Origin of the sequence: Geminicoccus sp. (assembly GCF_036263595.1) — a bacterium.
Taxonomy (GTDB): domain Bacteria; phylum Pseudomonadota; class Alphaproteobacteria; order Geminicoccales; family Geminicoccaceae; genus Geminicoccus.
This window is the reverse complement of record NZ_DATAGQ010000204.1, coordinates 1-18,583: the sequence shown is the minus strand read 5'-3', so window position 1 is coordinate 18,583 and position 18,583 is coordinate 1. Positions and strand designations below refer to the sequence as shown.

At 68.4% G+C, this 18,583-nt stretch carries 21 protein-coding genes and 1 pseudogene; 11 read left to right on the top strand and 11 right to left on the bottom strand.

Annotated features, from left to right (window positions below):
* Window position 1: 1 nt before the first annotated feature.
* From VHL31_RS22710 to VHL31_RS22690, 5 genes are all read right to left on the bottom strand, one after another.
* A complete protein-coding gene (locus VHL31_RS22710; RefSeq protein ID WP_329663528.1) occupies window positions 2–577 on the bottom strand; it encodes a DUF2062 domain-containing protein in 576 nt (191 codons plus the stop codon).
* A 5-nt stretch (window positions 578–582) separates the two neighbouring features.
* Window positions 583–1,176 (bottom strand): orotate phosphoribosyltransferase, encoded by a 594-nt coding sequence (gene pyrE, locus VHL31_RS22705; protein WP_349262529.1) that lies wholly within the window; start codon window positions 1,174–1,176, stop codon window positions 583–585.
* An 86-nt stretch (window positions 1,177–1,262) separates the two neighbouring features.
* The gene (locus VHL31_RS22700; RefSeq protein WP_329663526.1) at window positions 1,263–1,871 is read right to left on the bottom strand and encodes a cation transporter; all 609 of its coding nucleotides are present in this window, start codon (window positions 1,869–1,871) and stop codon (window positions 1,263–1,265) included.
* On the bottom strand, window positions 1,852–2,454 hold the full coding sequence (locus VHL31_RS22695; RefSeq protein ID WP_329663525.1) for a ribonuclease HII: 603 nt from the start codon (window positions 2,452–2,454) through the stop codon (window positions 1,852–1,854). Before VHL31_RS22695 ends, VHL31_RS22700 begins: the two co-directional genes overlap by 20 nt.
* The gene (locus VHL31_RS22690; RefSeq protein ID WP_329663524.1) at window positions 2,451–3,458 is read right to left on the bottom strand and encodes an asparaginase; all 1,008 of its coding nucleotides are present in this window, start codon (window positions 3,456–3,458) and stop codon (window positions 2,451–2,453) included. Before VHL31_RS22690 ends, VHL31_RS22695 begins: the two co-directional genes overlap by 4 nt.
* 229 nt (window positions 3,459–3,687) lie before the next feature.
* Between VHL31_RS22690 and VHL31_RS22685 the strand changes: the two genes are divergently transcribed.
* From VHL31_RS22685 to VHL31_RS22665, 5 genes are all read left to right on the top strand, one after another.
* Complete coding sequence (locus tag VHL31_RS22685) at window positions 3,688–4,524, top strand: hypothetical protein (protein WP_329663523.1); 837 nt, start codon at window positions 3,688–3,690, stop codon at window positions 4,522–4,524.
* Window positions 4,525–4,690: 166 nt separating this feature from the next.
* Entirely contained in the window at window positions 4,691–5,578 is an 888-nt protein-coding gene (locus VHL31_RS22680; protein ID WP_329663522.1) for a hypothetical protein, read from the top strand.
* Between the two features lie 297 nt (window positions 5,579–5,875).
* The gene (locus tag VHL31_RS22675) at window positions 5,876–6,766 is read left to right on the top strand and encodes a hypothetical protein (RefSeq protein WP_329663521.1); all 891 of its coding nucleotides are present in this window, start codon (window positions 5,876–5,878) and stop codon (window positions 6,764–6,766) included.
* An 86-nt stretch (window positions 6,767–6,852) separates the two neighbouring features.
* The gene (locus VHL31_RS22670) at window positions 6,853–7,131 is read left to right on the top strand and encodes a PepSY domain-containing protein (RefSeq protein WP_329663520.1); all 279 of its coding nucleotides are present in this window, start codon (window positions 6,853–6,855) and stop codon (window positions 7,129–7,131) included.
* 69 nt (window positions 7,132–7,200) lie between these two features.
* Entirely contained in the window at window positions 7,201–7,713 is a 513-nt protein-coding gene (locus tag VHL31_RS22665) for a cytochrome b/b6 domain-containing protein (RefSeq protein ID WP_329663519.1), read from the top strand.
* Between the two features lie 52 nt (window positions 7,714–7,765).
* Here the strand turns inward: VHL31_RS22665 and VHL31_RS22660 are convergent, their stop codons facing one another.
* Window positions 7,766–9,148 carry an aminotransferase gene (locus tag VHL31_RS22660; RefSeq protein ID WP_329663518.1) on the bottom strand — a complete coding sequence of 461 codons (1,383 nt, stop codon included), beginning with the start codon at window positions 9,146–9,148 and terminating at the stop codon, window positions 7,766–7,768.
* A 148-nt stretch (window positions 9,149–9,296) separates the two neighbouring features.
* On the opposite strand from VHL31_RS22660, the gene hemH reads away from it, so the two are divergent.
* Entirely contained in the window at window positions 9,297–10,373 is a 1,077-nt protein-coding gene (hemH, locus tag VHL31_RS22655; protein ID WP_329663517.1) for a ferrochelatase, read from the top strand.
* A gap of 93 nt (window positions 10,374–10,466) precedes the next feature.
* Window positions 10,467–11,396 (top strand): DMT family transporter, encoded by a 930-nt coding sequence (locus VHL31_RS22650; protein ID WP_329663516.1) that lies wholly within the window; start codon window positions 10,467–10,469, stop codon window positions 11,394–11,396.
* On the opposite strand, the gene chrA is transcribed toward VHL31_RS22650, so the two are convergent.
* The gene (gene chrA, locus VHL31_RS22645) at window positions 11,375–12,691 is read right to left on the bottom strand and encodes a chromate efflux transporter (RefSeq protein ID WP_329663515.1); all 1,317 of its coding nucleotides are present in this window, start codon (window positions 12,689–12,691) and stop codon (window positions 11,375–11,377) included. The genes VHL31_RS22650 and chrA overlap by 22 nt on opposite strands.
* Before the next feature lie 131 nt (window positions 12,692–12,822).
* Between chrA and zapE the strand changes: the two genes are divergently transcribed.
* Window positions 12,823–14,001 (top strand): cell division protein ZapE, encoded by a 1,179-nt coding sequence (gene zapE, locus VHL31_RS22640; protein ID WP_329663514.1) that lies wholly within the window; start codon window positions 12,823–12,825, stop codon window positions 13,999–14,001.
* On the opposite strand, the gene VHL31_RS22635 is transcribed toward zapE, so the two are convergent.
* The 3 genes from VHL31_RS22635 to VHL31_RS22625 form a co-directional block, all read right to left on the bottom strand.
* Window positions 13,981–14,895, bottom strand: a complete 915-nt coding sequence (locus VHL31_RS22635) for a PrsW family glutamic-type intramembrane protease (RefSeq protein WP_329663513.1) — start codon at window positions 14,893–14,895, stop codon at window positions 13,981–13,983. The two genes, zapE and VHL31_RS22635, sit on opposite strands and share 21 nt — an antisense overlap.
* Window positions 14,892–15,221, bottom strand: coding sequence for a hypothetical protein (locus VHL31_RS22630; RefSeq protein ID WP_329663512.1), 330 nt, complete (start codon window positions 15,219–15,221; stop codon window positions 14,892–14,894). Before VHL31_RS22630 ends, VHL31_RS22635 begins: the two co-directional genes overlap by 4 nt.
* 119 nt (window positions 15,222–15,340) lie before the next feature.
* Window positions 15,341–15,874, bottom strand: a complete 534-nt coding sequence (locus VHL31_RS22625) for an extensin family protein (protein ID WP_329663511.1) — start codon at window positions 15,872–15,874, stop codon at window positions 15,341–15,343.
* Between the two features lie 225 nt (window positions 15,875–16,099).
* Between VHL31_RS22625 and VHL31_RS22620 the strand changes: the two genes are divergently transcribed.
* The 3 genes from VHL31_RS22620 (at window position 16,100) to VHL31_RS22610 (ending at window position 18,300) form a co-directional block, all read left to right on the top strand.
* On the top strand, window positions 16,100–17,107 hold the full coding sequence (locus VHL31_RS22620; RefSeq protein WP_329663510.1) for a divergent polysaccharide deacetylase family protein: 1,008 nt from the start codon (window positions 16,100–16,102) through the stop codon (window positions 17,105–17,107).
* Window positions 17,091–17,612 (top strand): RNA pyrophosphohydrolase, encoded by a 522-nt coding sequence (locus VHL31_RS22615; protein ID WP_329663509.1) that lies wholly within the window; start codon window positions 17,091–17,093, stop codon window positions 17,610–17,612. Before VHL31_RS22620 ends, VHL31_RS22615 begins: the two co-directional genes overlap by 17 nt.
* Window positions 17,613–17,724: 112 nt before the next feature.
* Entirely contained in the window at window positions 17,725–18,300 is a 576-nt protein-coding gene (locus VHL31_RS22610; protein ID WP_329663508.1) for a hypothetical protein, read from the top strand.
* A 142-nt stretch (window positions 18,301–18,442) separates the two neighbouring features.
* Here the strand turns inward: VHL31_RS22610 and VHL31_RS22605 are convergent.
* Window positions 18,443–18,583: pseudogene (locus VHL31_RS22605) on the bottom strand (IS481 family transposase); the annotation flags it as partial.

Genomic DNA, 18,583 nt, shown 5'->3' with positions numbered 1-18,583 from the left:
CTCAGCTCAAGGCGATCTCGTTCGCCTCGAGCTTCACTATCGCGGCCCGGCGCTGATCCAGCTTGGTGCGCCGGGTCGCCTGCATGTGCGCCACCTTGCGCTTGAGCGGCCAGTAGACCGCGACGAATCCTGCAACCGCCACGGGCGTGCTGCCGACGGCCAGCGGCAGGAGCAGGGCCTCGCCCTCGCTCAAAAGATACTTCCAGCTGATGTGCTCGATCGGGGGCAGGCCCAGCTGGTGGTCGCCCAGGATCGCGCGGCCGAGCTCGTAGTCGGCCGCCATGACCAGCGGCAGGGTCCAGGGGTTGTTCAGCAGCGTGAAGGCCAGGGCCAGGGGGAAGCTGACGCGGAGCAGCCTTGCCAGGAGGAAGGCCAGCACGAAGTGGAGGCCGAACCAGGGCGTGAGCGCCAGCGCCGTGCCGAGTGCCACGCCGCCGGCCAGGAAATAGGGAGAGCCGGCCATCCGGGCGATGCGCTGGACGCGGTACTGCCAGGCGCGCTTGTAGCCGGTGCGCGGCAGGACGGCCAAGCGCATGCGTTCACGCAAGCGGGGCGTGCGGCGGCGGGCGAGGAGCACCGGCCTTAGGCTCCGCCGGGGCCTGCCTGACCGGGGCGGGAACCTGGCTTGACCGGCGGGATGGCAGCCAGCTCCGGCGGGACGTCCTCCGGGCGGTAGGTCGGCAGGTCGAGCGCCATCAGCGCCACATGCGGGACGCCCAGTTGCGCCCGGCCGCCCGAACGGTCCACCAGGCAGGCTGCCGCGACCACCTGGCCGCCATGGGCCCGGATGACCTCCATGCATTCGCGCGTCGACATGCCGGTCGTGACCACGTCCTCGGCGACCGCGACCCTGGCACCTTCCGGGATGGCGAAGCCCCGGCGCAGCGTGAACTTGCCGTCGACCCGTTCGGTGAAGATCGACGGGACACCCAGGGCGCGGGCCAGCTCATGGCCGACCAGGATGCCGCCCATGGCCGGCGATACCACCAAGTCCACCTGGATTCCCTCGAGCTTTGCCGCCAGCGCCAGCGCCAGCCGCCCGGCGCGCGCCGGGTCCATGAGCACGCGGGCACATTGCAGGTAGACGGGACTGCGCAGGCCCGAGGTCAGGATGAAGTGGCCGCGCAGGAGCGCGCCCGCCGCCTCGAACTCGGCCATCACCGCCGCCTGGTCCATCGCCTGTCCGTCCCGTCTGCCCTCGTCGTGCAGGGCTTGGACCACGAAATCATGCCGCTATGCCAGTGCCTCGCATCGCCGGCGCGTCATGGGCGCGCTTGGGCGTGCTCGCGGCGGGCGGCGGCCCAGACGTCGCGGGCCGCATCGAGATTCATCCCTGCGATAACAAGGCCCACGATCACGTCGGGCCAGGCGGACAGCCAGAGGTAAGCGGTGAGGAGGCCCGCAGCCACGATCGCGACGTTGGCGAGCACGTCGTTGCGCGCCGACAAAAAGGCGGCACGGGTCAGGCTGCCGCCATGGTGGCGGTAGCGGGCCAGCAGCACGGCACAGGCGCCGTTGACCAGAAGCGCCCCTGTGCCGGTCATCGCAAGCGGCACTGGCGCCGGCGGCACCGGGAGCAGGAACTTGTCCCAGGCAGTCCAAAGCGCCGCAACGGCCGGGGCCAGCAGGATGCCCGCGAGCAGCATGCCGACCTTGGCACGGCGGCCGGCGGACCAGCCGATCGCCAGCAAGATCAGCGCATTGACGAACGCGTCTTCCAGGAAGTCCACGCTGTCGGCGAACAGGGAAACGGAACCGATGGCGGCAGCGACGCTGAACTCGATGCCGAAATAGGCAAGGTTGAGGAACGCAACGATTCGAACCAACCGGCGGAGACCGGCATCACCCTGCTCAGCCGGCGCCGAGCTCATCGACCTCGTCCGGCACGCAGAGCACGCCCTTGAAGCCCAGGCGGTGATGCGGCGTGGGCCCGAGCCGCGCCAGGGCCTGGCGGTGGATCTCGGTGGGATAGCCGGCATGGCGCTCCAGGCCGTAGCCGGGCCAGCGCTGCGCCAGGCGGGCCATCGCCTGGTCGCGCACGACCTTGGCCACGATCGACGCGGCGGCGATGCAGTCGACCAGCGCGTCGCCCTTTACGATCGCCTCGGCCGGTAGCTCCAGGCCCGGCGGAACACGGTTGCCGTCGACCAGCACCTGGTGCGGCCGGACCTGCAGCTTCGTGATCGCGCGGCGCATGGCGAGCATCGAGGCGTGGAGGATGTTGAGGCGGGCGATCTCGGCGACCGATGCTGCGCCAAGGGCGACCACGGCGCTTTGCCGGAGGAGCGCTGCCAGACGCTCCCGCTCCGACGCCGGCAGCGCCTTGCTGTCCGCCAAGCCCTCGATCGGTGCGCGCAGGATCACCGCGCAGGCAACCACCGGCCCGGCCAGCGGACCGCGGCCGACCTCGTCGACGCCGGCGATCATCACCTGCTCGTTCCAGGTGATCCTCATGCCAGGCCCTTCAGGAAGTTCTCCTCCACGCGAATGGCCCCGACCTCGGTACCGACCACATTGCGGATCGGCTTCTCCCCGAACGGGTGCAGCGCCGCGCGATCGGCGCCGTCCAGCCAGCCCATCCGATCCAGGGCCGCCAGCAGCATGGCTTCCGCCGCCCGCGTGGCGCCATCGGTGGCCTTCAGGGCCAGGCCAAGGCCCAGGCGGCGGTGGCCGGCCAGGTAGACGCCCTCGGCCCCGGTCTTGGCGACAATCCAGGGAGCGGCGCGCATCAGGGCCGTGCACAGGCGGCCGGTGCCTGCGACCATCTCGGGATGGGCCACCATCGCGCCGGCGATCCGGCCAAGGGCAGCTTGGCGCGACGGGGACTGGCCTTGCGGCGCGGCGAGCCTTGCGCCAGCACGGGCCAGGGCGTCCAGCGGGATCGGCCAGGAAGGCACGCCGCAGCCATCCAGACCGGGCTCGGGCAGGTCGTCCAGCCCGGTCAGCGCGCACAAGGCCTCCTCGACCCGCTGCTGCACGGGGTGGCCGCGGTCCAGGTAGGTCTCCAGCGGCGCGCCCAGCAGGCTGGCGACGGTCAGCATACCGGTATGCTTGCCCGAGCAATTGTTGAAGGCGGGCCGGATGGGCCGGTGCTGCTCGATGCGCTCCACCTCGGCCGGCCCGAAGAGGGGAGGATGGCCGCCGCAACGCAGGTCCGTCTCGCGGAGGCCAGCCCGCTCGAGCCAGGCCAGGACACGGTCGACATGGACGGCTTCGCCGTTATGGGATGCGCAGGCGAGGGCCAGATCGGCCGGGTCGCCCACGAACCGGTCGAACGCGCCGGTCTCGACCAGCGGGAGGGCCTGGAACGGCTTGATCGCGGAGCGGGGGAACACCGGCTCGGTGACGTCGCCGATGGCGAACCGGGCGTGACCCTCCGCATCGCAGACCACGAGCCGGCCGGTATGCCGGCTCTCGATATGCCGGCCTCGCGTCACCAGTACGGCGATGGGATCCATCGATGGCCTCGTTGCGTGCTGCCGCCTGACGGCGTTGCGCGTCGCACGGGGCTGTCCGCGATGCAAGGCTGCCGGCCATGTCGGCCTGGGCGGGGAACGATGGACGAGGAGGCTCGGTGCCAGCATCGGGCCGCGTTGATCTGCCATCTTTCCGTCCAATGGCAAATCCTGGACTCTCATCCGGAAAATCGATCAAAGTGATCCGGTGTTACCTGAAGGAGAACGGTCAATGCAGCGACGTGCGGTTCTAGGCGGACTGCTGGGCATCGCTGCCATGCCGTCTCTCCCTGAGGCGGCGAGCAGGAACTTCGTCGCATGGAACTGCATGCGCTGGAATGGCGGGCCCACGAGCCTGGTCAGTTGCGGGTTGCGGACCATGACGATCTTCCATGAATCGTCGATGGTCACCGGCAAGGACCCGGACTTCGGGAAGATCGACGCGGTGGCAGCGCAGATCCGGCGGGCGCAGCCGAAACTGGTCACGCTGGATATCGAGCGGTGGTACCCGGAATATTCGGGCGGGCGGCGGCGGCTGATCGCGGTGGTCGACTATCTGCGCGACCGGATCCCCTCGACCACCAAGCTCGGCTACTGGGGCATCATGCCCGGCATCAACTATGGCGCCTATCTTGCGGGCGGCAGCCGATTGGCCGAGCAGCGCGCCCTGAACCGGGCGATGCGGCCGTTGGCAGCCAAGGTCGACTGGATCATGCCGTCACTCTACACGCCGGAAACCGACCGGGCGCGCTGGTCCAGGCATGCGGACATCGTGCTGAGCGAGGCACACAGCTTCGGCAAGCCGGTCATGCCATGGCTGTGGATGCAGTACCTGGAAACCTCGCCGGTCCGGAGCATCCGCTACGACCTGTTGCCCGGCAGCTTCTTTCGCGCCCAGCTCGAGAAGTGCTGGGCGAAGGCGGACAGTGTCTGCCTTTGGGGAACGCGGGTGCCGCAGAGCGGGGGCAAGATCCAGCGCCTCGACTGGAACGGGAACGCCGGATGGTGGCGCGAGACCAAGTCGTTCCTGCGCTCGCACGGCAAGAACCTCGATGCCTGCCGAGCATGACCGGGGGCGGGCGGATGCTGTCGGGCCGCCCAGGCTGGGCCGGCTGTTGCTGCGTGCGACCGGCAAGCGTGGCCTGACAGCACCATCGAGAGGTTGCCGCCGCAGCTTTGCTATGGCAGCGACCGTGCTGACGCCGTCCTTCTTGTAGAACCCCGGAAAGCGCCCCATGCAACGACGTGACTTCTTGGCGGGGCTCGTCGCCACCCCGACCGCGCCGAAGCTCACGGACCTCCTGTCCGACATGAAGGCAGCGACCGGCGGCAAGCCGCCCGTGGTCGTCCCGCCCAAGACGGAGTTCGTCGCCTGGGAGTGCATGCGCTGGAACAACGCGCCGGAAAGCCTCGCCGGCTGCGGGCTGCGCCGCATGCCGATCTACTACCAGGACTCGATGCTCACCGGCGAGGAGCCGGACTTCCCCAAGATCGACAAGGTCATCGCCAGCATCAAGGCGAACAGGCAGTCGTTCGTGACGCTCGACATCGAGCGCTGGAACCCTTCCTCGACGGCGGAGCGGGAGAAGCTGATCCGGGTGGTGGAGTATGTCCGTGAGCGGGTGCCTGCCGCGACCGAGCTGGCGCTCTATGGCATCATGCCCAAGCCCCGCTATGCCGACTACCTCAAGGGCGGCGAGCGGCTGGCCTACCAGCAGCGCGAGAACCGGCTGGCGCAGCCGCTGGCGAACAGGGTGGACTGGATCCAGCCGGTCTTCCACGCCTACAGCACGAACCGGCGGGACTGGCTGACCTATGCCACGGTCATCATGTCGGAGGCCCGTACCTACGGGAAGCCCGTGATGCCCTGGCTGTGGCCGCAATATCACGAGGACAGCAAGGACCCAAGCATCCGCTACCAGCTCATCCCGGGCGACGCATTCCGCGAGCAGCTGGAGACGGCCTATCGGCTGGGCGACAGCCTGTGCCTTCGGGGCACGCTGCAGCCCCGCCCGAACGGGACGATCGGACGGGCCACCTGGAACGGGCAAGCGCCCTGGTGGGCCCAGACCAAGGCATTCCTGCAAAGCCACGGACAGAGCCTCGCGGCCTGCCAGGCCTGATCCGGCACCGCCGTCAGCTCGGCATGACGGATGTCGGCGGGCGCCCCTGTTGCATGGTGCACAGCAAGCTTGTTTATTCACATATTATCGCCGTTAATATGCGGCGATAGCCTGAACGCTTGCAAAAGCCAAATGGTCCTGGCGTTATGCCGCTGAGTCCATGAACACGTCGGGGCTGTCGTCACGGCCTACCGCATAGTTCAGGTGACAGGACCATTACGGCAGCATTGCTGAGCCGCCGACAGAAGTTCTATAAAATACTTAGAGCTCTGTGTGTAATCTTGAGGGAACGACTAAATGCAGAGACGTGACTTCCTGGCTGGACTGGTGGCCACCCCGACCATGCCGACGCTCACGGAGCTCATGGCCGACGTCAAGCTGGCGAGCCACCAGGTGCCGGCACCGACACCGACGGTGCCGAGCAAGAAGAACTTCCAGGCCTGGGAGTGCATGCGCTGGAACAATGCACCGGCGAGCCTGGCTACCTGCGGCCTGCGCCGCATGCCGATCTACTACCAGAACTCCCTGGTCACCGGTACCGAGCTAGACTTCCCCAAGCTCGACAAGGTCATCGCCAACATCAAGGCGAACAGGCAGTCGTTCGTGACGCTCGACATCGAGTGGAACGCGGCATCGACATCGGACCGGCAGAAGATGATCCGGCTCGTCGCCTATATGCGGAGCAAGCTGCCGACCACGACCAAGCTCGCCATCTTCGGGCGGATGCCGAAGCCGCGCTATGCCGACTATGTCGCCGGTGGCGAGCGGCTGGCCCGCATGCGCCGCGAGAACCGCCTGATGATACCGTTGGCCGAGAAGGTCGACTGGATCATGCCCCAGTTCTACACCTACAATACGAACCGCAAGGACTGGGTGAAGTTCGCCGAGATCATGATCTCGGAGGCGCGTATCTACAACAAGCCGGTGATGCCGTGGGTATGGCCGCAGTATAATGACTGGAGCGCAGACAAGTCGCTCCGCTACCAGTTCATCTCCGGGGACTTCTTCCGCCTGCAGCTGGACACCACCTACCGGCTGGCCGACAGCCTTTGCATCTGGGGCACGCTGAAGCCGCTGCCGAACGGAACCCGTGGCCGGGCGACCTGGAATCCCAACGCCCCGTGGTGGCTGCAGACCAAGGCGTTCCTGAAGAGCCATGGCCAGCTCCCGGCCACCTGCCGGGCCTGACGCCGCCGTCAGCTTCGGGTCAGCCTTCCGATCTATCTTCGTCCCACCGCCCTCGTTCTGGAGGGCGCGTGAGAGAGGGTCGAACCATGAACAAGGTGATGGGTGCGGCAGCCGGTCTGCTGCTCCTGGGGATGAGCGGGGTGGCCATGGCCGACCCGCAATGCACGAACGAGCCCAAGAGCAAGTGGATGGACGAGGAAGCGTTTAAGCAGAAGGTCGTGGCGGAACAGGGGATCACCGAGATCGTCCGGTTCGTGGTGACCGACACGAACTGCTACGAGATCTACGGCAAGAAGGGCGACAAGAAGGTCGAGATCTACTTCGATCCGGTCACGGCCGCGGTGATCGAATCCGAAGAGGAATGAGCCATGGCAGGGGCGGGGCCTGAGCGTCTCGTGTCTGCACCGACGGAATCAGCGCCCGGGTCCCGGACCGTGAAGGTCTGGGACCCGGTCGTCAGGCTCTTCCATTGGACGGTGGCGACCAGCATCGTCCTGAACCTGTTCGTGCTGGACTCCGGCAAGTACTGGCACCGCACGACCGGCTATGCGGTGGCGATCGCGTTCGGCGTCCGGTTCCTGTGGGGCTTCGTCGGCACGCGCCATGCGCGCTGGTCCGACTTCTGGCCCTGGCCCTCGCAGGTCATCGCCTACCTGCGCCTGCTGTGGTCGGGACAGAACCCGCGCTTCGTCGGCCACAACCCGCTGGGATCGCTCGCGATCCTGGCCTTCTTCGTGCTGGTGGCCCTGCTCACGGGCACCGGCTGGCTTTTGCGCACGGACGCGTTCTTCGGTTCGCCGGAGATGGAGGAGATCCACGGCGTCATCGGCGACGCCCTGATGTGGCTGATGTTCCTCCACGTGGCCGGCGTCACGATCGAAAGCCTCCGTCATCGCGAGAATCTGGTCGTCGCGATGATCACCGGCCGCAAGCGCGCGTACAAATGAAAGGCCAGCAGGGGCGCTGACAGAGCCCTTGCCCCTGCTGGCCACCGCCTCCTCAGCCGGCGGCCGACAGCTTGTCCATCGTATCGTCCAGGCCCGACCAGAGCCGGTCGAACAGCTGGTCGATCTCGGCTTCCGAGATGATCAACGGCGGGCAGATACCCACGGCGTCAAACGGCATGCCACGCAGGATCAGGCCGTGCGGCAGGCATGCATTGGCCACCATCATCGAGGCCTTGGTCGCTGCCGGGAACTGTTCCCGGGTCGCCTTGTCCTTCACGATCTCGATGGCGCCGATCAGACCCACGCCGCGCGCCTCGCCGACCAGCGGATGCTCCTCCATCGCCTTCAGGCGCTTCATGAAGTGCGGCGCGATCGACTGGACGTGACCCAGCGTGTCCTCTTCCTCGTAGATCTTGAGCGTCTCCAGCGCGACGGCCGCCGAGACCGGGTGGCCGCCATAGGTATAGCCCATGCCCATGTTGCCGAGCTCCGCCGAACGGTCGGCCAGCACCTGATAGAACTCGTCGCTCATCAAGAGGCCGGCGATCGGCAGGTAGGCGCTGGAAAGCTGCTTGGCGACGGTCATCAGGTCCGGCTGAATGCCGAAGGTCTGCGAGCCGAACATCTCGCCGGTCCGGCAAAAGCCGCAGATCACCTCGTCCGCCATGAACAGGATGTCGTACTTCTTCAGGATCGGCTGGATCTTCGGGAAGTAGCTGTCCGGCGGGATGATCACGCCGCCGGCACCCTGCACCGGCTCCGCGAAGAAGGCGGCCACCGTCTCGGGGCCATGCTCGAGGATGAGGTCCTCCAGCTCCTTGGCGAGGCGATCGGTGAACTGGTCCTCGGTCTCGCCTTCCAGCCCTTCACGATAGAAGCTGGGCGGCGTGACGTTCAGGAACCGGTCGGCCATCGGCAGGTCGAAGCCCTTGCGGGCATATTCCAGCGCCGTGAGATGGCCGGCCGCGATCGTGATGCCATGGTAGGCACGCTTGCGGCTGATGACCTTCTTCTTCTCGGGCCGGCCCTTGGCGTTGTTGTAGTACCAGATCAGCTTGATCGCGGTGTCGATCGCTTCCGAGCCGGAGTTGACGAACCAGACCTTCTTCAGGGGCTCAGGGGCCATCGCCAGCAGCTTCTCGCCGAGCTCGATGGCCGGCGTGGTCGAGCGGTGGGAGAACTGATGCGAGTAGGGCATCGTCTCCATCTGGTGCCTGGCCGCTTCCACCAGGCGCTTGTTGTCGAAGCCCAGCGCCGTGCACCACAGCCCGGCCAGGCCTTCGATATACTGTTTTCCGTCGTCGTCCTCGACCCAAACGCCCTTGCCCTTCGTAATGACCAGCGGACCCTGCTTCTCGTGCACGCGAAGGTTCGTATAGGGATGGATGAGATAGGCGATGTCGCGGGCGGCGAGCGAATTCGGGGCGTGGGCCATGGGCGCGTGATTCCGGCGTGGCTGAAGTGTTGCCGGCCATCGTAGAAGGCATGCGACCGCTCCACCACCCCCGGACCTGTGCTGGACCAGCGTACTTGCGCATGGCTGGCCCAACGCCATGTGCCAGCCGACTACTCAGAGGTGAACGATGATCGGGCAGATCGAGCGCCCATCGGCCAAGGCCCCAGCCACTTCCCCGACCGGCGAGCTGCCTCCGGGCCATCCGCCGGTCGCCACGCCCAAGATCGGCGTGATCCTGTCCAACCTCGGCACGCCCGACGGCACCAGCTACTGGCCGATGCGGCGCTATCTGTCGGAGTTCCTGTCCGACCGCCGGGTGATCGAGAAGCCGGTGCTGCTCTGGCAGGCGCTGCTGCAGGGCGTGATCCTGACCACCCGGCCGTCGCGCAAGGGCAAGGACTACGAGACGATCTGGAACAAGGACCTGGACGAGGGGCCGCTCAAGACGGTGACGCGCTCGCAGGCCGAGCAGGTGGGCGCGGTCCTCAAGGAGCGCTACCCGAACGTGCTGGTCGAGTGGGGGATGCGCTATGCCAATCCGTCGCTGCCGTCGGTGGTCGACCGCCTGTTCCGCCAGGGCTGCTCCCGCCTGATCCTGCTGCCGCTCTACCCGCAATACAGTGCGGCCACGACCGCCACCGGCTGCGACGTCGTGTTCAAGAAGCTCTTGGACATGCGCTGGCAGCCGGCCCTGCGCACGGCGCCGCCCTACCACGACCACCCGACCTATATCGCCGCCATCGCGAACAGCATCCGCGAGCATCTGGCGACGCTGGACTGGCAGCCGGACAAGCTGGTCATGAGCTTCCACGGCATGCCCAAGGAATACCTGCTGCGCGGCGATCCCTATCATTGCCAATGCGTGAAGACCGCGCGGCTCGTGTTCACCGAGCTGGGCCTGAGCAGCGAGCAGGCCATGGTCTGCTTCCAGTCGCGCTTTGGTCCGGACGAGTGGCTGCAGCCCTATCTCGACAAGACGATGGAGGCGCTGCCGGGGCAGGGCGTGAAGAAGGTCGTGGTGATCTCGCCGGGCTTCTCGACCGACTGCCTGGAGACGCTCGAAGAGATCGAGGGCGAGAACCGCGAGATCTTCACCCATGCCGGCGGGGAGAAATTCTCCTACGTGCCCTGCCTGAACGACGGTCCGGCCGGGATCGACCTGATCGTCCAGCTCGTGGAACGGGAGCTGGCCGGCTGGGTGTGATGCCGGCGCTGTTGACCTGCACCGCGCCGGGGTCTTTGCGTCCGCTCCGGCGTTGATCGCCGACGGAACTGGCCACGGGCGGGCAGGGGACAGATGGATTCGAGGCCCGTCCTCTGGGGCAACCTTGCCGGCATAGCGAACAACCTGCTCTGGGCCACCACCATCCCGGTCACGGAGATGCTGCTGGCGACCTGGCCGCCATTCGTGCTGGCGGCCGGCAGGCTCATGACGGCGGCGCTGGGCATCCTGCTCCTGTTCCCGCTGCTCCGCCGCAAGCTCGATCTCAAGAGCATCCCGTGGCGCTCGGTCGCCAAGCTCGGCGGGCTCTACATGGCGCCCTCGGTGGTGCTGATGGTCTGGGGCCAGGATCTGTCCGACACGGTGGCCGCCGCGGTCGTGCTCACCACCATGCCGCTCGTCTCGGCGCTCATGGGCTTCGTGCAGGGCACGGAGCGGCTGCGCTTGACCCTTCTGCTGGGCGTCCTGCTCGCGATGCTGGGAGGCACGATCGCGGCCGGCACGTTCGACGAGGGAGCGCCCGATTTTCGGGGCGGCGAGATCATCGTGCTGGGATCCATCACGCTGTGGGCCCTCTTTTCCCGCGCCACGGTGCGCGAGCTGGGCGGACACGACTCGCTGGCACAGTCGTTCGTCACCGTGGGCACGGCCGGGGTGGTGCTCTCCTTGTTCTCCACGGGCCTGGTCGGCGGCGGCCTGGTTCCCCCGATCACGCCGACGGTGCGGGAGATCCTCCTGCTGCTCTGGATGGGCTGCATCGGCGTGGGCATGTCCCTGCCGCTTTGGCTCCTCTCGGCGCGCCTGCTGGGTGTCACGGTGGCCTCCATGCACCAGAACCTGCTGCCGTTCTACGTGATGGCGCTGGCCGTGCTGCTGGGCCAGGGTCGGATCGAGGCGGACATGCTGGCGGGGGCGGCCCTGGTCAGCCTGGGGGCGCTGATCGCGCAGGTGCCGTGGGACCGGCTGCGCCGCCGGCCGGCGCCTCAGACCATGCCGAACAGGTAGCGGCTGCCAAGGCCGGCCGCCCCGCAGATCGCCAGCGTCGGGATCATCCCGATCCGCAGGCCGAACATCGCGACCATGGCCAGCGCTGCCAGGGCCAGGGCCAGCGGGTCGAGCGTGCGCCAGTCCGGCACCGAGACAAGGACGGGCCCGATGCTCACCTCGCTCACCCTGCCGAACAGGCTGTGGAGCGCGAACCAGACCGCGAGGTTGGCGATCACGCCCACCACGGCGGCGGTGATGGCGGACAGGGCGCCGGACAGGGCGGCATGGCCGCGCAGGCGCTCGACATAGGGCGCCCCGATGAAGATCCAGAGAAAGCTTGGCACGAAGGTGACCCAGCTTGTCAGGAGGCCGCCAAGCAGGCCGCCGGCGAGGGGCGGGATGCCGCCTGCCTCCCGCAGTCCGGCGAGGAAGCCCACATAGGTGAGGACCAGGATGAGTGGGCCGGGTGTCGTTTCCGCCAGCGCCAGGCCGTCCAGCATCTCGCCCGGTGCCAGCCAGCGCTGCGTCTCGACCGCCTCCTGCGCGACCCAGGCCAGCGCGGCATAGGCGCCCCCGAAGGTCACCACCGCCATCTTCGAGAAGAACCAGCCAATCGCCGGATAGACGCTGGACTGTCCGAAGATGGCGGTGAGCAGGAGGATCGGCGCGACCCACAGGCTGCCGCAGGCCAGGACGATGCGGAGCGGACGGGCCCATCCGAGCTCGGCCGCAGGCCGTTCGTCAACGGCGACGGCCGGGTCCGCCTGCACCGGAGCCAGGAGCCTGCTGCCGAGAAGGCCGGCCAGCCCGGCCGCGAGCACGATGAGCGGGAAGGGCACGCCGAACGCGAAGATCGCGAGGAACGACAGCACCGCGAGGGCCACCATCCCCGGTCCCTTCAGCGCCCGCTTCGCCACGCGCAGCAAAGCCTCCAGGACCACGGCCAGGATCGCCGCCTTCAGCCCGAAGAACAGGCCGGCCAGCCAGGACGTCGCCTGGAACAGGGCATAGGCGGTCGAAAGGGCGAGGATCACCAGGAGACCCGGCAGCACGAACAGCGTGCCCGCCACGATGCCACCGCGAGTTCCATGAAGGAGCCATCCGACATAGACGGCTAGCTGCTGCGCCTCTGGCCCCGGCAGCAGCATGCAGTAGTTCAAGGCGTTGATGAACTGCGCCTCGCCCAGCCACTTCTTCTCGTCGACCAGGATGCGGTGCATCAGTGCGATCTGGCCGGCCGGCCCGCCAAAACCGAGCAGGCCGATCTTCGCCCAGATCCAGACAGCCTCGCGGAAACCGGGCTTCATCGTCATCGTTCTCCTGCTGGACGACCGCCCGTCCTTGCCACGGTCCTGCGACGGGATGACGAGGCCAGGGCCGCGCCGGATCGACATTTCCGGCGCGGCTGCTAAGCCCGGCGCCGCCGCAGCAATCAAGGCATGTCGTGACCGGACCGCTAGCCCTCTATCGCCAACGGGTCGCATCGGGCGCCATCCGCCCCGATCCGGACCAGGAAAAGGTCGTCCAGGCCCTGGAGCGGCTGCACGGGCAGCTCCAAGCGGCGCCGTCGGCACCGCCGTCCGGCAGCGGGAACTTCTGGAGCCTGTTCTCGCGCAAGCCCGAGCCCGCCAAACCGACACCGCGCGGCCTCTACCTCCATGGCTCGGTCGGGCGCGGCAAGTCGATGCTGATGGACCTGTTCGTGGAAACGTCGCCCGAGCCCAGGACGCGACGCGTGCACTTCCATGCCTTCATGCTGGAGGTGCAGCGACGGCTGCACGAGCTTCGCCAGCAAAGCGGCGGGGAAGAGGACCCGCTGGGCCAGCTGGCGCGCGCGATCGCGGCGGAAACCAAGCTGCTCTGCTTCGACGAGTTCCATGTGGTGAACATCGCCGACGCCATGATCCTCGGCCGCCTGTTCACCGCTTTGTTCGAGAATGGCGTGACCGTGGTGGCTACCTCGAACTGGGCGCCCGATCGGCTCTACTGGAACGGGCTGAACCGGGACCGCTTCTTGCCATTCATCGACCTGCTGAAAAGCAGGGTGGACGTGGTCAGGCTGGACGGGCCGGTGGACTACCGGGTCGAGCGGCTGCGCGATGCCGCCACCTGGTTTTCGCCGCTGGACGGGAATGCGCAGGCGTCGGCGGAGCGGCTGTTCCGGGCGCTGGCGGACGGCGCCGAGGGCGCGCCCGCCGAGGTGCCGGTCGGCACGCGCGTGCTGGCGGTGCCGCGGGCCGAGGGGCCGATCGCCTGGTTCGACTTCCCCGAACTCTGCGCCCGGCCACTGGGTGCCGCGGACTACTTGGCGATCGGCGAGCGATTCCGCGTGGTCTTCCTGATCGGCGTGCCGATCCTGGCACCCGGCCGCCGCAACGAGGCCCGTCGCTTCATGACGCTGGTCGACGCCCTTTATGAATGCAGGCGCGTGATGGTGGTGACGGCGGCGGGCAGCCCGGCCGAACTTTATCCTCACGGCGAAGGTGCTTTCGAATTCCAGCGGACGGTCAGCCGGCTGATGGAGATGCAGACCAGCGACTGGCTGGCGGTCGCGAGGTCGGCGTCCGGCGACACGGCGCCCGCCAGCTTTGCGCCGTTCGCGCTAACGTCGGACCTGAGCTAGCGCGCCGCGGGCGCGCCAGGCGTCACAGGCCAGTGTCCCCGTCAGCCTCGCCAGGAGCAGCGGCAGGCCCGCGAAGGGCAGCGCCATGGTGAGCATGGCCGGCCGGTCCGCCCACCGGGCCAGGATCCCGTCCATGAACAGCATGGCAATCACCACCAGCATGGCGGTCAGCAACGCCCAGGGCAGAACGCTCCACCGCCCGCCCCGCACCCGTGGCAGCAAGCATCGCCATGCCTCGCCGATGACGGCACTGGCCGCGAGCGGGGCGGCCGTGAGCAGCACGATGGCAAGGTAGGGCGGCTGCTCGGGGTTGGCCTCCCCGGCAAGGGCGGCGGCCCAGCCAAGGGCCCATTGGTTGAACGTGCCGTGCGAGAACCACGCAGCCGCGAAGGCCAGGGTCGCGGTCGTGGCGCCTATGCGGGGACGCACCAGCAGCACGATGGCCGCTGCCATGCCGGCCATGAGGTGTGCTGGCAGCGAGATCAGGCTTCGCATCAGGACGAGACCGGCCGGATCGGCGGCATCGGCGAGGTAGAGCAGGTTCTCGTACGCGCCGAAGCCCAGCGAAACGAGCACGGCCCCGGTGGCGCGGGCATGGCTGGTCGCGCCCAGCCCGTGCGGCACCAGCAGGAGCCAAAGGGCCGCCGCCTTCGCGAATTCCTCCAGGAAGCCGGACTCCAGCCAAGCGTTGGCCAGCGTGGCGCCCTCGGGGCCCAGTCGGTCGGCGAAGGGTGCCACCACGGCGAAAGGTGCCAGGATCGGCCCCAGCACCAGCCCGGCACCGATGGCGCTGCCGACGAAGCCGGGCGTGGGCGGGGTGGTATCCCGCGCGACGACCAGCATGACGAACGGCACCGGGATGGCCATCGCCGTCAGCAGCCAGAGCACGGTCACGACCCGCCGTCCCGCAGGCCCGCCGCCAGGCCGATCATGCCGACGACACCGGCGACCGCGCCCACGACAAGAAGCGGCAGCACGACCGGCGCCAGCAGGCAGGGCGCAGGCCGCCGGTCGCTCGCCAGGACGGCGTGAGCGGCCAGCAGCAGCAGCCCGGCCTCGGCGCCACGATCGTGCCAGAAGAGCAGGAACGGCAGGCAGATGGCGAGCGAGCCGGCGATCAGCCTGCCACAGGCCAGCGCCCACCAGCCGCCGAAGACGAACGCCGGCCAAGGCGACCATGGCGCCCTTTCGCGGCCAGGCGATCCTGCCGTTACGTTCATGCGGCCTCTCCCGTCGGCGCCCCGGATCGTCCGTAGAGGAAGCCCGCGCGGTCGTCCGGGGCCATTGTGGTTAACGCGCATTAAGGTGTGCGCAGCCGCAGCCTGCCGGGATGCGGGCGCTACCCGACCTGGCAGAGCTTCCAGGGGCCGATATCGACATGGAGATGGTCCTGGTGGAAGCGGTCGGCCGGCGGCCCCAGCACGACCTGGAACCGCTGGCAGGCGGCCTTGCCGACCGCACGCAGGAAGCTGCCGGCCGGGCCGTCGTCCGACCAGTCACGCTCGACCAGGATCCGGCGGCGGTCGGCCAGCACGAAGCCGTAGACGTCGATCGCGCGTCCCGACGCGTGGAGGCTCGGTCGGGAGGCATTGCCGGTCATCGAGCGACACGACCAGCTGCCGGCCGTGAGCACGGTGGCGATCCGGCTTCCGGCCCGTGCCAGCGCGATCCGGTCCAGATCCGGCGCGAAGTCCGCCCAGGCCTTGGCCATGGCACAGGCTGTCTTCAGGGGCGGGTCGAGCTTGAAGCCGCTGCGCTGGAGGACCAGCGGCTGCTGAACCGAGCAGGCGCCGCCCGGTGCGGCCGGCCAGGGGCTGAAGGCGGTACCGGCGGCGGCGAGATCGGCCATGCAGGCCGGGTTGGCCCGCTGCATCGAGGGCGTTCCTCCGCCACAGGCTGTGAGAAGGACTAGGCAAGCGACCAGGACGGCCACCGGGCGCGGATCGCGACGCGTCGGCCTGTTCCCGCCGTGAAGCTCGATGCGGTGATCGGTCGTGGTGAAGGAGCGACGTGTTAACGAAGGATTCATCGGGGCGGGCGCAAGATGGGCGGGCGGTCGTCGAGCCGCGGACCAGGACCTGCATCGAAGGGAGCAGCCTTGGCGCGCTTCCACCAGATCTTTCTCGCCATCTGCCGGGCGCCGGCCCTGCCATGGTCGGCCGTGGTGCTGGTCGTCATGGCCATGGCGTCGGTCACGGTGGCAGGACTGGGCATCGAGGACCAGGCGCCGCCTGCGCCCTTCGTCGGATCCTTGATGCAGGTCCCGATCGCGGCATCGCTTCCACCTCCGCCTGACCATGCGATGCCGGCGCCGGCCGAGGACCATGCGGCTGTCGTGGGGCAGGAGCCGGCCACGCCCGAAGCCGCCGGGACGCAAGTCCCCGGCATTGCCCTGCTGTTGACAGGGTTCGGCCTGGATCCGGTGCTCACCCGGGCTGCGTCGGAGCTGCCCAGAACCGTCGCTTTCGCCTGGTCGGTGTACGCCGATGACCCTTTGCCGGGGCAGGCGGCCGTGCAGCGGCAGGGCCGCGAGGTCTGGCTGGAACTGCCCGTTTCCCGCGGCGATCCTGCGCGTTTCGATCAGGGGCCGCTGGCCCTGTCGCCGGCGCGCTCGGATGAGCGGAACCTCGAACGGCTGACGACGATCCTCTCGAGGGGAAGCGGCCTGTCGGGCGTCGTGGCCGAGCCAGGAGCGTTCGCGCCCAGTCCCGTGCGCTTCCGGCCGCTCGCCCTGGTCCTGCAGCAGCGCAGGCTGCCGCTGCTGCTGCACGGCGACTTCGCCGCTACCATGGCCGGCCAGGCAGGCTGGGGAGGTGCTGGCGCGAACGGGTCGATGGGCCCGGCCACGCGTGCCGACACGATTGACCGGTTCCTCGACCAGCTCGCGTCCCGGGCGAATGAGGATGGCCGGGCCATCGGGGTGATGCGTGCCCATCCGCTGACGATCGCGCGGATCCTGCGCTGGCAGCACGGAATCGCTGCCCAGGGCTTGACGCTGGTGCCTCCTTCCACCCTCCTGCACGCGCCGCTTGACCCGATGGTCGCGGTGAAGACGGGCCCGTTGGCAAAGGGCTGGGCGGGTGGACCTGATGGGCACGGAGGGTGACATGGAGGAGCAGGGAACCTGCATCATCTCGTCGGAGCCGTTACAGGGCTACCGGCCTTGCGTGGGGATCCTGCTGCACCGGCCCGGCCGGGGTCTGTTCGTCGGCCGGCGGATCGACACGACGGTCGAGGCCTGGCAGCTGCCGCAAGGTGGGATCGACCCGAGCGAGACGCCGCTTTCCAGTGCCGTCAGGGAACTGCGCGAAGAGGCGGGAACGGATGCCGCTACGCTCCTCAAGGAGAGCGACCGATGGCGCGCCTACGACCTGCCGGCCGATCTGGCTGCGAAATCCTGGCGGGGCCGCTACAAGGGCCAGTCGCAGCGCTGGTTCCTGTTCCGTTTCGACGGCGAAGACGGCGACATCGACCTGATCGGTCATGGCGAGGAAGCCGAATTCGCGGAATGGCGCTGGATGGGCGAGGCCGAGATCATGGCCCATATCGTGCCGTTCAAGCGGGCGATCTATCAGGACGTCTTCGACGAGTTCAGGGGCGACCTCACATGACTCCACCTTCGCCGGGTGGGCTGGAGGCGAGGTGGCCGGACGCTTGCCGGGAGGGGGATCACGGCATGGCCTCGACGCCTGGATGAGGTGGCAGTCAGGCTCGACCCGGGTCATGGCACGAGCCCTGCTCGTCCTGGCGGGCGTGCTCGGCGCTGGGTGCTCGTCGGATCCGGTGGTGCAGCAAGAGTTACCCGAGGTCGCCCCGCCCGCGGTCGTCGCCGGACCGGCCAAGGCGAGGCGGGACGAGGACACTTGCGCGGGGCTGGTGGCGGCGGTCCAGGCATGGGAAGGCGCCTTCGCGGCGCTACGCAGGCAAGCATCCGGGCCAAGCCGATGGCAGGCCCGGCCCCTGGACCAGGAACTCGGCCAGTGTGTGGTCGATGGATCCGCCCGGATCTCGGCGAGCTATGTCTGCACGGTCGCCGTGGCCGGATCCGGCGATCGGAGGTCCGCTGACGTGGTGTTCAGGCGCGTCGAGGACCGCATCGACCGCTGCCTCGCGCAGCCGTTCTGGTATCCTCGGCAATGGGCCAAGGCGCACCCGGTGGAGCTTGCTGGCGGGGAGGGGCAGCAGCTCTGGCGTGACCTGCAGGCCTGGCCGCGACCGGCGCTCCAGCTGAAGCTGGAAGAGGACTATGCCCGCCCCGGCCGGTGGTCCGTGCGCTTCACGACCTATACCATGCGGTGAGGCAGATCGGCCCCGAGCAGCAGCGGGTTGATCGCCTTGACGGGTGGTTAGGGAATCATGGCGACTGTCCCTACGCCGCCAATCCGAGGCGATCAGTGGGGGCGGGTGCGAGGTTCCGGAACAGGCCCCCCGGGGCGGCCGCGGTGTATGGTCCCGGGATGAGGTGGTGTGGGTCGATTTTAAAGATGGAGGGGTTATCCTTGCAGGCATCGCAGATGGCCTTGAAGGGCGTCCGCCACAGTAGTGCCTTGAGGTGCCTGGCAAAGTTGCAGGCGGTGCCGAA